The organism is Streptomyces sp. NPDC043726, from assembly GCF_056436565.1.
The window spans coordinates 355,139-369,386 of sequence record NZ_JBWKCI010000006.1; the positions used below are offsets into that span (position 1 = coordinate 355,139).

Genomic DNA, 14,248 nt, shown 5'->3' on the forward strand with positions numbered 1-14,248 from the left:
GGTCAGCGCCCGCGCAGGCTGCCCGCCGTCTCCCCGGTGCGTTCGCGCAGCAGCACGCGGAGGGTGTGGGCGTGCTCGTAGCCGACCTTGCGAGCGATGACCTCCAGCGGCTGGTCCGTGGTCCGCAGCAGGTGCGCGGCGCGCTCGACGTTCTCGGTCACCCGCCCCACCGTGTGGGGCGCCCGCACCCGTCAGCGAGCGCACCCTCCAGCGCACCATGCGCCGCACCCGTGCGCCGCGTCGGCGATCGATATCGGCTCGGCCACTCCGCGTGCAGCGAGCGGAAACTGCTTGACCGTTCGGAATTCCTGGATGAACTCTCCCTTCTGGTGCAGCCGGGGCCGGAGGCTCATTTGGTGCTGTCCGAGAGCGCACCGCGGGAATGCACTGTCGGACCATCCCCGGTGCACTCGTGGAACCCAGACACCCATTCGAAACCCCTAACTTCGGTGCCCAGAGCCGAATTCGCCGTATCCGCAAAGGGGGTTTCCGAAAATGTCGACGATGCCGGTCGGCGGGCTGGTTCCGCGAGCCGACGACAACGCGGCGGACCTCGTGGTCCGCAACGCCCGTATCCACACCGGCGATCCGCGCCGCCCGCACGCGGAGGCGCTCGCCGTCCGGGACGGGGTGATCACGGTCGTCGGCGACGACAAGGACGTGGCGGACGGGATCGGTCCGGCCACGAAGGTGGTCGACGCGCTCGGCCGGCGGATGGTCCCCGGCCTCAACGACGCCCACCTTCATGTGATCCGCGGTGGCCTCAACTACGTGCTGGAGCTGCGCTGGGACGGGGTGCGCAGTCTGCGTCAGGGCCTTGCGATGCTGCGGGAGCAGGCCGCGCGCACCCCGAAGGGCCAGTGGGTGCGGGTGGTGGGCGGCTGGTCGGCGGAGCAGTTCGCCGAGCGCCGGCTGCCGACGGCGGCCGAACTGAACGCCGCCGCCCCGGACACCCCGGTGTTCGTGCTGCACCTGTACCAGTCGGCGGTGCTGAACCGGGCCGCGCTCAAGGCGGCCGGCTTCACCCGGGACACGCCCGACCTCAAGGGCGGCCAGATCGTGCGCGGCCGGGACGGGGAACCCACGGGCCTGCTGCTCGCCGCGCCCAGCGCCCTGATCCTGTACTCGACCCTCGCCAAGGCGCCGATGCTGGAGGGAGAGGACAGAAAGACCTCGACCCGGCATTTCCTGCGCGAGCTGAACCGTTTCGGACTGACCTCGGCGATCGACGCCGCCGGCGGATTCCAGAACTTCCCCGACCATTACGCGACCGTCGTCGAACTCGCCGAAGCCCGGCAGTTGTCCCTGCGGATCGCCTATCACCTGTTCCCGCAGACACCGGGCCAGGAAATAGCCGACCTGACGCGCTGGACCGAAATGGTGAGCCCCGAGGACGGCGATGAATGGCTGCGGCTGAACGGCGCGGGCGAGAATCTCACCTGGGCCGCCGCCGACTTCGAGAACTTCACCCAGCCCCGCCCGGAACTCACGGATTACGAGCCCGAGTTCGAGAAGGCGGTACGGCTGCTCATGGAACGCGGCTGGGGATTCCGGCTGCACGCCACCTACGACGAGACCATCCGCCGCGACCTCACCGTGTTCGAGAAGCTCGCCGCCGAGGGGCTCTTCCCCGCCGGCAACCGGTGGCTGTTCGACCACGCCGAGACCGTCTCCCCCGCGAGCCTGGACCGTATCGCCGCGCTCGGCGGCGCGATGTCCGTGCAGAACCGCCTGTCCTTCCAGGGCGAGGCGTTCCTGCGGCGCTACGGCCCCGGCGCCGCCGCGGACGCCCCACCGCTCCGCGCCATGCTGGACCGCGGTCTGACCGTGGCCGCCGGCACGGACGCGACGCGCGTGTCGACGTACAACCCCTGGGTGGCGCTGCACTGGCTGGTCAGCGGCCGGAGCGTGGGCGATCTGGAACTGCGCCCGAGGTCCAACCGGGTCGACCGGGAGACCGCGCTGGCGATGTTCACCCGCGCGGGCGCCGAGCTGACCGGCGAGGACGAGGTCAAGGGCGTGCTGCGACCGGGCTGTTACGGCGATCTGGCCGTACTGTCCGACGACTACTTCACCGTCCCCGAGCCGGAGATCGCGCACATCGAGTCGCTGCTGACGGTGACGGGCGGCCGCATCGTCTACGCCGCCGCCGAGTACGAGGGGCTCGACGAGGAACTGCCCGCGGTGAGCCCCGCCTGGAGCCCGGTCGCCCACTTCGGCGGCTACCAGGCCGCCCCACACGCGGGCGTCCGCCAGGCCGTCCTGCTCGGCGAGGCGGTCGCCGAGTCCGAGCACCACCGCCAGTGGCGCGTCGCCCGCGGCCTCACCCCGGACGGCACCGCGACGCCGTTCGACCCCTGCTTCTCCCTCTGACGGAACCGATTTGACGGTCCGTCACCGCATGTCCGACAAACCCTCATCACCCCTGTCCAGAAAGGTCTCCACCATGGTCGACATCGCCGAGGTCACCGCCGCTCCCAGCCCTGACCTGCTCACCCCCGACAACTGCGCGGTCCTCTTCGTGGACCACCAGCCGCAGATGTTCTTCGGCACCGGCAGCGGCGACCGCACCGCGATCATCAACGCCACCGTGGGACTGGCGAAGGCCGCCCGGGTCTTCGACGTGCCGGTCGTGCTGAGCACGGTCGCCGCCGAGTCGTTCTCCGGCCCGATCATGCCGCAGCTCGCGGACGTCTTCCCCGACCAGAAGATCATCGACCGGACGACGATGAACGCCTGGGAGGACGTGAACTTCGTCGAGGCCGTCAAGGCCACCGGCCGCCGCAAGCTGGTCCTGGCGGGGCTGTGGACCGAGGTCTGCGTCGTCCTGCCCGCCCTGTCCGCGCTCTCCCAGGGCTACGAGGTCTACGTCGTCACCGACGCCTCGGGCGGCGTCAGCCCGCAGGCCCACGAACACGCCGTCCAGCGCATGATCCAGGCCGGGGCGATCCCGGTCACCTGGGTGCAGGTGCTGCTGGAGCTCCAGCGCGACTGGGCCCGCACGGAGACGTACACCGCGGTGACGGATGTCGTGAAGGAGAACGGCGGGGCCTACGGCCTCGGCATCGTCTACGCCCAGTCCGTCATCGGCGCGCACGCCGCCGGCTGATCACCCACTCACGTCAGGAACAGGCGGGAAGACGATGGACACCGGGCTGCTGCTGCTCCGGCTCACCGTAGGACTCCTCATCGCCGGGCACGGAGTGCAGAAGGTCAGCTTCCGGCTCGGCGGCGACGGGCTGGCGGGCGGCACCGAGGAGTTCCGCCACGACGGCTTCCGCGGCGGGAAGCTGACGGCGCTGGTCGCCGGTGCCAGTCAGATCGGTTCCGGCCTGTTCCTGGCGGCCGGACTGCTCACGCCCCTGGCCGCGATGGCAGCCATGGGCGTGATGACGGTCGCGGGCACCGTGAAGTGGCCGAAGGGGCTGTGGGTGCAGCACGACGGCTACGAGTATCCGCTCGTCCTCGTCGTCGTGTCGGCGGCGCTCGCGCTGACCGGGCCGGGACGCTGGTCCGCGGACCACGCGCTGGGCGCCACTGCGTGGCCGGAGTGGGTGGCGGTCGCCGCGATCGTGCTGGGTCCGGCGAGCGGGCTGCTCACGCGGGCGGTGCTGCACCGGCCGGAGGAGAGGACGCCGGAGGAGAGGACCAGGTATGCGCAAGCTGCTGACTGACGCGTTCCGCACGCTGGTGCCGCGGGGTGGGGACCGGCACGGGCCGCTGCCGCCTCTGCTGTTGACCCTCACCGTGGTCACCGGCCTGGTCGACGCGGTCAGTTATCTCGCCCTCGGGCATGTCTTCGTGGCCAACATGACCGGCAACGTGGTCTTCCTCGGCTTCGCCCTGGCGGGCGCCGAGAGCCTGTCCGCGCTCGCCTCCGCGGTCGCGGTGGTCGCCTTCCTGGCCGGCGCGCTGGCCGGGGGCCGGGTCGGCGCGCGGTACGCCTCCCACCGCGGACGGCTGCTGACGTCGGCGACGGCCGTGCAGACGCTCCTGGTCGCGGTGACCGTGGTGGTCGCCGCCGTGACGGACGGGCGGGTCGGAACCGGCGTCCAGTACACGCTGATCGTGTTCCTGGGGCTCGCCATGGGCCTGCAGAACGCGGTCGCCCGGCGCCTCGGGGTGCCGGACCTGACGACGACCGTGCTCACCCTCACCCTGACCGGCCTCGCCGCGGACTCCTCCACGGCCGGCGGCGAGGCTCCGCGCCCCGGGCGCCGTGTCCTCTCCGTCCTCGCCATGTTCCTGGGCGCCCTCATCGGCGCGGCGCTGCTGCTCGACGACCACCTGGTCCCGCTGCTGCTCCTGACGCTGGTGCTGCTGGCGGTCACGTCGGTGACCGCGCACCGCCTGTCGAGGGCCGACGCCCCCTGGATCCGGCCCTGAGCCATTGCGGCGCCTTGAGGCCTTGAGGCCTTGAGGCCTTGAGGCCTTGAGCTTTTGGGCCGCCGCTGATCTACGCGTCCAGCCGTCCCAGGTGATCCACGTTCCGCCGGTCCTCGGCGTCCTGGCTGGCCTCGCTCGCGAACCAGGCGTCGAGGATCTCCTTCAGCAGCGGCTCGGACGTCAGCCGCAGACTGAGGGCGAGCACATTGGCGTCGTTCCAGCGGCGCGCGCCGTCCGCCGTGTAGGCGTCCGTGCACAGGGCCGCCCGGACCCCGGACACCTTGTTCGCGGCGATGGAGGCGCCGGTGCCGGTCCAGCAGCAGACCACGGCCTGGTCGGCCCGGCCGTCGGCCACCTCGCGGGCGGCGGCCTCGGAGCACACGGCCCACTGGGGGTCGTCGCCCGGCCGCAGCGCCCCGTGCGCCACGGTCTCGTGGCCGCGCCGCTCCAGCTCCGCGAGGAGGAAGCGGGCGACGGGTTCGTCCATGTCGGAGGAGACGGAGATCCGCATGCCCGCAGCCTACTCAGCCCTCCGCCGGGTGACCCGCGTCACGTGCTGTCACAGGGATCGGCCGCGCGGTGTCTTGAGGCCGAACCCCTGAAGCGGAGGAGACACCATGAGCGAGAACCACCAGGTCGTCGTGGTCGGCGGCGGATACGCGGGCGTCATGGCGGCGAACCGGCTGACGCAGCGCGACGACGTGACCGTGACCCTGATCAACCCCCGCCCGACCTTCGTCCCGCGGCTCCGCCTGCACCAGCTGGTCGGCGGTGAGCAGGACGTGGTGCTCGACTTCGGCGACCTGCTGGCCGAGCGGGTCGGCCTGGTGGTCGACAGCGTGGAGCGGATCGACGTGGCCGGGCGGCGCGTGGAGCTCAAGAGCGGCGGCGCCCTGCGCTACGACTACCTGGTCTACGCCGTGGGCAGCGGCAGCGCCGATCCGCGGGTGCCCGGGGCGGCCGAGTTCGCCCACCCCGTCGCCACCCTGGAGGCGGCGCGACGGCTGCGGTCGATCCTCGACGGCACGCCGACGACGGCCCCGGTGACCGTGGTCGGCGCGGGTCCGACCGGCATCGAGACCGCCGCCGAGCTGGCGGAGCGGGGCCGCCGGGTCACCCTCGTCTGCGGCGGACCGCTCGGCGCGTACCTCCACCCCAAGGCCCGCCGTACGGCCGCCAAGCGGCTCACCCGGCTCGGGGCGACCGTGCTCGACGGCCCCGGCACGAAGGTGACGGCCGTGTCCCGCGACGCCGTACGGCTCGCCGACGGCCGCGAGCTGCCCAGCACGGTGACGATCTGGACCGCCGGCTTCGGCGTGCCCGATCTGGCCGCGCGCAGCGGGCTGAGCACCGACGCGGAGGGCCGCCTGCTCACGGACGAGACGCTCACCGGCGTCGACGACGAGCGCGTCGTCGCGGCGGGCGACTCGTCCGCTCCGTCGGACCTCCCCTTCCGGATGAGCGCCTACGTGGCGGGCTGCCTCGGCGCGCACGCCGCCGACACCGTGCTCCACCGCCTCGCGGGACGGCGGCCCGAGCCGGTCGACATGTCCTTCAACGCCATGTGCGTCAGCCTGGGCCGCCACGCCGGCATCTTCCAGCTCGCGCACAAGGACGACACCGCGCGGCGGCTCTACGTCCCCGGCCGGGCCGGTGCGCGGCTGAAGGAGATGACGTACACCTTCAGTGTCAAGCACCTGGTGAACGAGGCCCGCAAGCCCGGTTCCCACCACTGGCCCAAGGGCCCGCACCGCCGGGAGCAGCTGCGGGCCGCTCAGCCCTCGACGAACCCGCCCGGCCTCCCGGTGAGCTGACGCAGGGCGATCGACAGCCACACCAGGACGGCACCGACGATGACGTGCAGGGCGATGGTGAGCGGGGAGTCCGGCAGCGCGGTCAGGAACGCGAACACCGGCAGGACGACGGCGTATCCCCAGGACGGGATCCTGGGGAAGACGCGGGCTCGGACGAGCGCCGCCCCGAACGCGGCGCAGCCCGCGGCGAAGACGGCCGCCGAGCCGATGAGCACGGGAATCGTGGGGCCGGTCAGGGTCTCCTCGATGACCTCGTCGTCGAAGTGGAACAGGACGAGGTTCGAGGCGAACGCGGCGCCGCCGAACAGGCCGAGGCCGATGATGTTCACGGTGTGGGCGGTGTCCGCGAAGCGGCCGGTGGCGGCGCCCTGCGCCAGATGCAGGGCGCCGAGCAGCGGCAGGGCGAAGGCCGGGGAGACGGCCAGCACGCAACTGGTCGCGGAGGTCTCCCCGGTGAACGCCTCGACCAGCGCGGACAGGGCGATGAGCAGACCGGAGAGCGCCCCGCACAGCGCGCCCAGGCGGAGGCGGGGCGCGGACGGCGGGGCGGCGGTGGAGACAGCGGTCATGGGGCCAACTCCTCGGTTCGGTGGGGCGGTTCGGGCGGCCAGCTTGGGGCGCGACCGGGCAGCGACGGGAGAGGGGAAGCGGCGACATCCGAGCGCCGGACGTCACCAACTGCCGTCACGCCGATGGCCGTTCGGCATGTGTCGTCCGGCACGGTCCGCCGGCGGCCTCGGCGGCCTAATCTGACGGCAAGGGGGTGCGCATGACGGCCTATGTGCCTGTGCGGTGGGTGGCGCCGCTGTTGTACGGCGCGGTGCTCGTCGGCGGCCTGTACCAGGCGGTGGCCGTCTCCGCTCCCTCGCTCCCGCGGACGGCCGGCTTCGTCACCGCGACAGCGGCGCTGTTCGCCCTGGAGGCTGCCACGGGACGCCGGCCGCTGCCCCGGTTGCCGCTGCTCCTGACGCGCCTCGCACTGATCGGCACGGTGGTGGCCCTGGACTCGTCGGGGCTGTCCCAAGTCCTTGTCGTCCTGCTGCCGTTCACCGCCTACTTCGCGTACGGCCGAACGGCCGCCCTCGCCCTGGCCGCGCTGTGTCCGGCCGCACTGATCACCACCTGGGCGCTGACCTCCCCCGGCTGGCACCGCGAACTGGAGCACGTGTCGGACCTGCTGATGCTGTGCGTGGGTCTGATCCTGGCGCTGTCCATGGCCGCCGTGGCCGTCGGCGAGCAGCGTGCCCGGCTCGCCGCCCAGGAGTCCGCGGCGCGTGTCGCGGAACTGTCCGCCGCCGCCGAGCGCAACCGGCTGGCCCGGGACCTCCACGACAGTCTCGGGCACCATCTCACCGCCGTCTCGGTGCAGTTGGAGATGGCCGCGGAGTTCAGAACGCTGGACCCGGAGGTCGCCGGGCGGGCCATGGCCGAGGCGCGCCGGTCGGCGAAGCTCGCCCTGGGCGACGTACGGCAGTCGGTCCGCGTGCTGCGCGGCGCCACGGCCCGTCCCAGGCTCGCGGTCGCGCTCGCCGACCTGGCGGGCGACGGCGGGGCGCTGCCCCGGGTCACGGTCGAGGTGAAGGGCGACGAGGACGGCTACGGCACGGCCGAGTTGACCGCCCTGTACCGGGCCGCGCAGGAGGGGCTGACCAACGCGCGCCGCCATGCCCGTGCCTCGCGGGTGACGGTCACCCTGGAGCTGGCGCGGGAGGACGCGCGGCTGGTGGTGGCCGACGACGGCTGCGGGTTCGCGCCGGACCGGGCGACCGGCGGGTTCGGCCTGCTCGGGATGCGGGAGCGGGTCCAACTGGTGGCGGGGAGCGTGCGGGTCGACAGCAGTCCGGGCGCCGGGACCCGGCTGACGGTGACCGTGCCGCGCGGCAGAGGGGACGGGGCGTGAGTGGGCAACCGGAGGAGTCGGTACGGGTGTTGGTGGTCGACGACCAGCGGCTGATCCGCGACGGCATCGCCTCCCTGCTGTCCCTGCGGCCGGGCATCGCGGTGGTCGCAACGGCCGCGGACGGCCGGGAAGCGGTGGCCGTGGCGCTCGAACTGCGGCCGGACGTCGTGCTGATGGACGTACGGATGCCGGAGCTCGACGGCGTCGAGGCGGTCGCCGTGCTGCGCGAGCGGGCGCCGGAGTGCCGGGTGGTGATGCTGACGACCTTCGACGACGAGGACTACGTCCTGCGGGCGCTGCGGGCCGGGGCGAGCGGCTATCTCCTCAAGGACCTGCCGGCCGAGGAACTCGCGCGGGCGGTGCGGCTGGCGCACGCGGGCGTCACCCAGCTGGAGTCCTCGGTGGCCCGCCGCCTCACCGAGGCCCTGCCCTCCCCCGGTCCCGCGGCCCCCACGGCCGCGTCGGCCCCGGCCGATCTGACCCCGCGCGAGATCGACATCCTGCGGCTGGTGGCCCATGGCCACACGAACCGGGAGATCGCCGCGCGGCTGTTCCTGAGCGAGGGCACGGTCAAGAACCACATATCCCGCATCCTCACCCGGCTGTCCCTGCGCGACCGCACCCAGGCCGCCCTGCGGGCCCGGGACCTCGGCCTGCTGTGACGGTTGCGGGCGGGCGGACCCTCGTTCGGGCGTCCCGGGGTCGCGGCACACCACCGGCCGGCCGGACGCTTGGCATATGCCGACCGCCACCGCCCGCAGTACGACCCTGGCCCTCAGCAAGGGGGGCGCCTCGCTCGTGGACCTGCTCGTCGACGTACCCGAGGTCCGGGTCGTCGTCACCGGGCCCCGCATGCTGTACGACCACCTGAGCCTGCTGACGACCCTGACCGCGGCCGACGGCTGCACCGCGCACCGCCTGAAGGAGCTCGCCGACAGCCTGGAGGCCTCGGTGCACTGCGGGGCGGTCGGCGTCCGCCCGGTGGAGATCGCGGTCGCGCCGTACCGGGCCGGGGTACTGCTCCGGATCGGGCTCGGCCCCGCGAACATGTACCAGAGCGAGCTGGTCCTGAGCACCCGGACGGGAGAGACCTTCCGGGAGCTGCTGACTCGGCTCCTGACGGACGATCCCGACCGCTCCTTCTTCGCCGGCCTGCACGGCGTCGCGGCCGCCGGCCATCTGGAGCACGATCACTCACCCACCCGCGACACGCACGACCACGGGGGTGGCACGCACGATCACCGGGGTGGCACGCACGACCACGGGAGCGGCACGCACGACCACGAGGGCGGCACGCACGACCACGGGAGCGGCCATGGACATCCGTAAGAGCGCCGTGGACCTCACCGGTCAGGAGCGCGACCGGTTCCTGGAGGCCGTCGTCCGGCTCAAGCACCGGCCCGCACCCGCCGGTCCCCCGGGAACGAGCGTCTACGACCAGTTCGTCGCCCTGCATCGCGCGGTCATGGTGGTCCGGCCACCGGGGACTCCGACCGGGACGACCGTCAACTTCGCGCACTGGAACATCGGGTTCTGCGCCTGGCACCGCCAGTACGTCCGGCGGTTCGAGAAGGCGCTCCAGTCCGAGGTCCCCGGTGTCACCGTCCCCTACTGGGACTGGACCGATCACCCGGGCGCCGTCGCCAGGCTGTTCACCGGTGACTTCCTGGGCTCCTTGGGCTCGGGCTCGCCGGCACCGCTGACCGACAGCGTGTTCCGCGACCCGGTTCCCCCGGCGGAGCGGCCGGCCTGGTGGCCGACGAATCCGCCGGGAGCGACGGGATTCCCGGTCCACCCCCTCCTGGCGGACTCCTTCGGTACGTCCCTGGCCAGGGCCGGCGCGGGAGCGCAGTGGCCGCCGGGACGGGCGCACATCGCGCTGCTGGAGCGGTACGCCCCCGAGCAGCCGGGCGTGCACCCCTTCTGGCATTTCTGGACCGCGCTGGAGGAGGGTTTCTCCGCCCTGGACGAGAACGGCTCGCCGGTGTTCGTCCCCGCCCACAACAGCGGTCACAACTTCATCGGCGGCCACATGTCCCAGGGCTTCTCCCCCAACGACCCCGTGTTCTGGCTTCATCACGCCAACGTGGACCGGGTGTGGGCGAACTGGCAGTCCCGTCGGCTGGCCGCCGTGCCCGGCTCCAAACCGCGCGACCACTATCCGCCGCCGGCCCAGCCCTCGCCGTTCGACCTCCAGCCGGCACCGCCCGGCCACCGCCTCCTGGACCCGATGTGGCCCTGGGTGGGCGGCGCGGCGGGGTACGACACGCTGGTCGACGCCCAGGTGAAGCAGCTCCTGCCGGACTTCTCCGCCGAGGACCCGGTCAGCGTGGAGGACGTGCTGGACACCGAGACGGTCGACGCCGTGGGCTACCGCTACGCGCCGCCCGCGGCCTGACGTCCCCGCAGAACCGTCAGCGTGGTCTCCCAGTCGGCCGCGCGGGGCCGGTTGTGCGGCAGCCGGCCCAGGACGGCTCCCATGCCGCAGGTGTCGGTGAGCGCGGAGAAGACCAGACCCCCGGCGATACCCGCCGCGAGCAACTGCCAGGCGGGGTGGAGAAGGGCGCCGAGGAGCAGTCCCAGGAGCACGACCGCGCCAGCGGTGAACCGCACTTGGCGTTCCATGGCCCACCCGGCGCGGGCGGCCTCCGGACGCCGGACTTCGTTGCCTCCGGCCGCCCAGGCGCCGGTGCCCCCCGCGAGCGTGGCGGCGGCGATGCCTTCGGCGGCCAGGATCCGGCAGGCGTTCTCGGAGCGGTTGCCCGAGGCGCACACCATGAGCAGCTCGCCCGCCTGCCGCAGCTCGGGCAGGGCCGCGCGGAGCCGGTCGAGCGGGAGGTTGAGGGCGCCGGGCAGATGGCCCGAGGCGTATTCGCCGGGGGTCCGTACATCGATGACGGTGACCTCGTGCAGCCGGGCGCGGGCCTGGGCGACGGTCATGCCGACAGGGGTGAGGGGAGCGGTCATGGCAGATGTGATCCTTGGTGTTCGACGTCGTCCCGAAGTGGGACGTAGAGTACCCCTAGGGGTATTTCTGGAGGAGTGATCGTGGAACTGGACCTCGCGGGTGCCGACCTCAAGGCCGTGCTGAACCGGCTGCGCCGGGCGCAGGGCCAGATCTCCGGTGTGATCCGGATGATCGAGGAGGGCCGGGACTGTGAGGAGGTCGTGATGCAGCTCGCCGCCGCGTCACGCGCCCTGGACCGGGCGGGCTTCGCGATCATCGCCACCGGGCTGCAGCAGTGCGTGAGCGACATCGAGGCCGGCCGCAGCTCGGGCGAGGACGCCGAGCAGATGCGGGCCCGACTGGAGAAGCTGTTCCTGTCGCTGGCGTAAGCGCGGGTACGGGGCGTCACGGCTGTTCCTGTCGCTGGCGTAAGGGCGGTGCGAGGCCGTCACGGCTGGTCCCGATCGAAGGCGCACGCATGGGCGCGGGGCCGTCACGGCTGGTCCCGGGCGCCGGTGGGCCGTCACAGGATCGCGTCCCCCGCCATCAGGACGGCCACCGCGAGCAGCGCCCACGCGAAGGCCCGCTCGAGCGCCGACGCGGAGAACTTCGCCGCCAGCCGCCGCCCGTCCCACGCGCCCAGCACGGCCGCCCCGGCGAAGGGCGCGACGAGGGCCCAGTCCAGGCCCTCGCCGGTCCCGGCGCGCAGAGTGAGCGCGGCCAGGGCGTTGACCGTGATGACGAGCAGGCTGGTGCCCACCGCGGCCCGCATCCGCAGCCCGACGCCGGTCACCAGGGCCGGTACGGCGAGGAAGCCGCCGCCGACGCCGAGGACTCCGGTGACCGCGCCGAGCCCGGCGCCGACCGCCGCCGCCCGGCGGGGCCGTAGCGGACGCTCGCCGACGACCGGACCGGTACGGCTCGTGCGGAGCATCCGGGCCGCGATCAGGGCCGCGAGGACGGCGAAGGCCCCGGTGAGCACGGTCTGTGGAATGCTCGCGGCGACGGCTCCGCCCAGCAGCGCCGGGCCGATGCCCGCTGCCGCGAACGCCAGCCCGGTGCGCCAGCGGACCCGTCCGTCACGGGCGTGCGCGCACAGCGTGGTGGCGGAGGTGAGGGTCACGATGACGAGGGAGGCGGTGGTGGCCGCCGCCGGGCTGAAGCCGAGCAGATAGATCAGCGCGGGCACGGCGAGCACACTGCCCCCGCCCCCGAGCCCCCCGAGCGCCAGACCGACGACGGCCCCGGCGGCCAGGGCGAGGAGCAGCTCGGTCACGCGCCGCCCTCGTCGACCACGGTGAGTCCGGCCCGTTCCGCCGCGTCGAACCCGTCGTCCACCGCGACGACCGCGCGGCCGGAGGCGTCGAGCAGGGACGCGGCGATCGCGGCGCGCATCCCGCCCGCGCAGTGCACCCACACCTCGCCCTCGGGTATCTCGTCGAGCCGCCGGTGCAGGGTGTGCAGGGGGATGTGGAGCGAGCCGTCGACGTGTCCGCCGGAGCGTTCGGAGGCCCGCCGCACATCGAGGACGACGACGTCCGCATCCGGACGGCGGTCCGCGAGGTCGGCGAAGCCGGCGCGGGGGAAGGAGGCCGGGGTCTCGCCCGAGCGGACCCAGTCGGACGGCCCGCCGGTGGCCGCGGCGGCCGGCCGGTCGATGCCGACGCGCACCAACGCGCGCTGGGCGTCGGCCAGTTGCTCCGCCGACTCGGCGAGCAGCGTGACCGGCCTGCCCCAGGGGATCAACCAGGCGAGGTAGGTGGCGAGTTGGCCGTCGGCCTCGAAGTTGAACGAGCCCGCGACATGCCCCTCGGCGAAGGCGACCCGGCCGCGCAGGTCCACCACCCACTCCCCCGCCGCCAGCCGCGCGGCGATCTCCTCGGCGTCGGCCACGGCGGGCGCGGTGAGGTCGACCGGGCGCGGTCCGGCCGCGTTGAGGGGGCCCATGTGGGCGTAGTACGCGGGTATGTCGTCCAGCTCCGCGAGCAGTTCGGCGACGAAGATGTCGACGTCCCGGGTGAGCGCCGCGTTCGCCCCCCTCTCCTTGCCGATGGTCGTGGTCTCGCGCGTGGCCTGGGCGGAGGAGCAGAAGCTGCCGAAGCCGTGGGTCGGCAACACCGGCGTCTCGTCGGGGAGTTCGTCGGCCAGGCGGTGGGCGGAGGTGTGCTGGGCACGGGCCAGTTCCTCGGTCAGCCGGGGTTCGACGAGGTCGGGGCGGCCGACGGTGCCGATGAGCAGGGAGCCGCCGGTGAAGGCCGCCACCGCCGAGCCGTGCTCCTCCAGGACGTAGGAGGTGTGGTGCGGGGTGTGGCCGGGCGTGGCCAGGGCGCGCAGGGCCAGGCCCGACTGCGCGTCGAGGACGACGTGGTCCCCGTCGCGCACGGGGGTCCGGGCGAAGGCGACCCGGGCGCCGGCCGGGACGAGGTGGGCGGCGCCGGTCAGCCGGGCGAGCTCCAGGCCGCCGGAGACGTAGTCGTTGTGCAGGTGCGTCTCGACGACATGGGTGACACGCACCTCCCGCCGGGCTGCCGCCGCCAGCACCCGGTCGATGTCGCGCGGCGGATCGACCACGACCGCCGCGCGCTCGCCGCCCGCCAGATAGCAGCGGTTGCCGAGTCCTGCCACGTCGAGGGTGTCGATGAAGAACACGTCGGGCATTCCTTTCCGAGCCAGAATTACCCCCCGGGGTATACCGCGACGATAGCACGGGTACCCCGGGGGGTATTTTCGAGCGACCCGGGTGCGGAGGGAGTGGCGCCGTCAGTGGTTCGGTTCGGCCCTGCTGATGTCCGCCAGAGCGGTGTGCGGGTCCTCGGTGACGGCCAGGTCGCCCAGGGAGACCATGCCGACCGGGCACCCGCCGCGCTCCACCACGGGCAGCCGCCGTACGGCGTGCGCGCGCATCAGCTCGACGGCGTGGTCGGTGGTGTCGTCGGGGCCGACGGTGACGACCGGCGGCCTGCTGCACACCGTCCCGACGGCCGTGGTGTGCGGGTCGTACCCGTCGGCGACGGCCCGGACCACGATGTCGCGGTCCGTGAGCACGCCGAAGAGATCGCAGTCGTACGCCACGAGGACGTCACCTACGTTGTGCTCGCTCATGACGCGGGCCGCCTTCTCCACCGTGGTCATCGGCTCGACGGCCACCGCGCCCGGCGACATCACGTCACGTATCCGATGGGTCATGAGGCACCTCTTCGG

Annotated in this window: 17 protein-coding genes; 10 read left to right on the forward strand and 7 right to left on the reverse strand. The window is 73.2% G+C overall.

Annotated features, from left to right (window positions below; all coding sequences use genetic code 11):
• Window positions 1–2 precede the first annotated feature (2 nt).
• Complete coding sequence (locus tag AC068Z_RS19870; protein WP_478556973.1) at window positions 3–161, reverse strand: hypothetical protein; 159 nt, start codon at window positions 159–161, stop codon at window positions 3–5.
• 334 nt (window positions 162–495) lie between these two features.
• Between AC068Z_RS19870 and AC068Z_RS19875 the strand changes: the two genes are divergently transcribed.
• The 4 genes from AC068Z_RS19875 to AC068Z_RS19890 all read left to right on the forward strand — a co-directional run bounded on the left by AC068Z_RS19875 (window position 496) and on the right by AC068Z_RS19890 (window position 4,386).
• Window positions 496–2,373: an amidohydrolase gene (locus AC068Z_RS19875; RefSeq protein WP_478556975.1), complete on the forward strand. Its 1,878-nt coding sequence runs from the start codon at window positions 496–498 to the stop codon at window positions 2,371–2,373.
• A 73-nt stretch (window positions 2,374–2,446) separates the two neighbouring features.
• Entirely contained in the window at window positions 2,447–3,109 is a 663-nt protein-coding gene (locus AC068Z_RS19880; RefSeq protein ID WP_478557279.1) for a hydrolase, read from the forward strand.
• Between the two features lie 34 nt (window positions 3,110–3,143).
• On the forward strand, window positions 3,144–3,674 hold the full coding sequence (locus AC068Z_RS19885; RefSeq protein WP_478556977.1) for a DoxX family protein: 531 nt from the start codon (window positions 3,144–3,146) through the stop codon (window positions 3,672–3,674).
• Window positions 3,655–4,386, forward strand: coding sequence for a YoaK family protein (locus AC068Z_RS19890; RefSeq protein WP_478556979.1), 732 nt, complete (start codon window positions 3,655–3,657; stop codon window positions 4,384–4,386). Before AC068Z_RS19885 ends, AC068Z_RS19890 begins: the two co-directional genes overlap by 20 nt.
• A 70-nt stretch (window positions 4,387–4,456) precedes the next feature.
• On the opposite strand, the gene AC068Z_RS19895 is transcribed toward AC068Z_RS19890, so the two are convergent.
• The gene (locus tag AC068Z_RS19895; protein WP_478556981.1) at window positions 4,457–4,897 is read right to left on the reverse strand and encodes an RpiB/LacA/LacB family sugar-phosphate isomerase; all 441 of its coding nucleotides are present in this window, start codon (window positions 4,895–4,897) and stop codon (window positions 4,457–4,459) included.
• A gap of 106 nt (window positions 4,898–5,003) precedes the next feature.
• Here AC068Z_RS19895 and AC068Z_RS19900 point away from each other — a divergent pair, with 106 nt between their 5' ends.
• The gene (locus AC068Z_RS19900) at window positions 5,004–6,200 is read left to right on the forward strand and encodes an NAD(P)/FAD-dependent oxidoreductase (RefSeq protein ID WP_478556983.1); all 1,197 of its coding nucleotides are present in this window, start codon (window positions 5,004–5,006) and stop codon (window positions 6,198–6,200) included.
• Here the strand turns inward: AC068Z_RS19900 and AC068Z_RS19905 are convergent.
• Entirely contained in the window at window positions 6,161–6,769 is a 609-nt protein-coding gene (locus AC068Z_RS19905) for a hypothetical protein (RefSeq protein WP_478556985.1), read from the reverse strand. The two genes, AC068Z_RS19900 and AC068Z_RS19905, sit on opposite strands and share 40 nt — an antisense overlap.
• A 200-nt stretch (window positions 6,770–6,969) precedes the next feature.
• On the opposite strand from AC068Z_RS19905, the gene AC068Z_RS19910 reads away from it, so the two are divergent.
• The 4 genes from AC068Z_RS19910 to AC068Z_RS19925 all read left to right on the forward strand — a co-directional run bounded on the left by AC068Z_RS19910 (window position 6,970) and on the right by AC068Z_RS19925 (window position 10,498).
• Window positions 6,970–8,100, forward strand: coding sequence for a sensor histidine kinase (locus AC068Z_RS19910; RefSeq protein WP_478556987.1), 1,131 nt, complete (start codon window positions 6,970–6,972; stop codon window positions 8,098–8,100).
• A complete protein-coding gene (locus AC068Z_RS19915) occupies window positions 8,097–8,762 on the forward strand; it encodes a response regulator (protein WP_478556989.1) in 666 nt (221 codons plus the stop codon). Before AC068Z_RS19910 ends, AC068Z_RS19915 begins: the two co-directional genes overlap by 4 nt.
• A gap of 76 nt (window positions 8,763–8,838) precedes the next feature.
• A complete protein-coding gene (locus AC068Z_RS19920) occupies window positions 8,839–9,429 on the forward strand; it encodes a hypothetical protein (protein WP_478556991.1) in 591 nt (196 codons plus the stop codon).
• The gene (locus AC068Z_RS19925; RefSeq protein WP_478556993.1) at window positions 9,416–10,498 is read left to right on the forward strand and encodes a tyrosinase family protein; all 1,083 of its coding nucleotides are present in this window, start codon (window positions 9,416–9,418) and stop codon (window positions 10,496–10,498) included. Before AC068Z_RS19920 ends, AC068Z_RS19925 begins: the two co-directional genes overlap by 14 nt.
• On the opposite strand, the gene AC068Z_RS19930 is transcribed toward AC068Z_RS19925, so the two are convergent.
• Window positions 10,477–11,067 (reverse strand): rhodanese-like domain-containing protein, encoded by a 591-nt coding sequence (locus AC068Z_RS19930; protein ID WP_478556995.1) that lies wholly within the window; start codon window positions 11,065–11,067, stop codon window positions 10,477–10,479. The two genes, AC068Z_RS19925 and AC068Z_RS19930, sit on opposite strands and share 22 nt — an antisense overlap.
• An 81-nt stretch (window positions 11,068–11,148) precedes the next feature.
• On the opposite strand from AC068Z_RS19930, the gene AC068Z_RS19935 reads away from it, so the two are divergent.
• Entirely contained in the window at window positions 11,149–11,436 is a 288-nt protein-coding gene (locus AC068Z_RS19935; RefSeq protein ID WP_451731608.1) for a metal-sensitive transcriptional regulator, read from the forward strand.
• A 134-nt stretch (window positions 11,437–11,570) separates the two neighbouring features.
• Here the strand turns inward: AC068Z_RS19935 and AC068Z_RS19940 are convergent, their stop codons facing one another.
• The 3 genes from AC068Z_RS19940 to AC068Z_RS19950 form a co-directional block, all read right to left on the reverse strand.
• Complete coding sequence (locus AC068Z_RS19940; RefSeq protein ID WP_478556997.1) at window positions 11,571–12,323, reverse strand: sulfite exporter TauE/SafE family protein; 753 nt, start codon at window positions 12,321–12,323, stop codon at window positions 11,571–11,573.
• On the reverse strand, window positions 12,320–13,696 hold the full coding sequence (locus AC068Z_RS19945) for an MBL fold metallo-hydrolase (protein ID WP_478556999.1): 1,377 nt from the start codon (window positions 13,694–13,696) through the stop codon (window positions 12,320–12,322). Before AC068Z_RS19945 ends, AC068Z_RS19940 begins: the two co-directional genes overlap by 4 nt.
• 111 nt (window positions 13,697–13,807) lie before the next feature.
• Window positions 13,808–14,233 carry a CBS domain-containing protein gene (locus AC068Z_RS19950; protein ID WP_478557001.1) on the reverse strand — a complete coding sequence of 142 codons (426 nt, stop codon included), beginning with the start codon at window positions 14,231–14,233 and terminating at the stop codon, window positions 13,808–13,810.
• Between the last annotated feature and the right edge of the window lie 15 nt (window positions 14,234–14,248).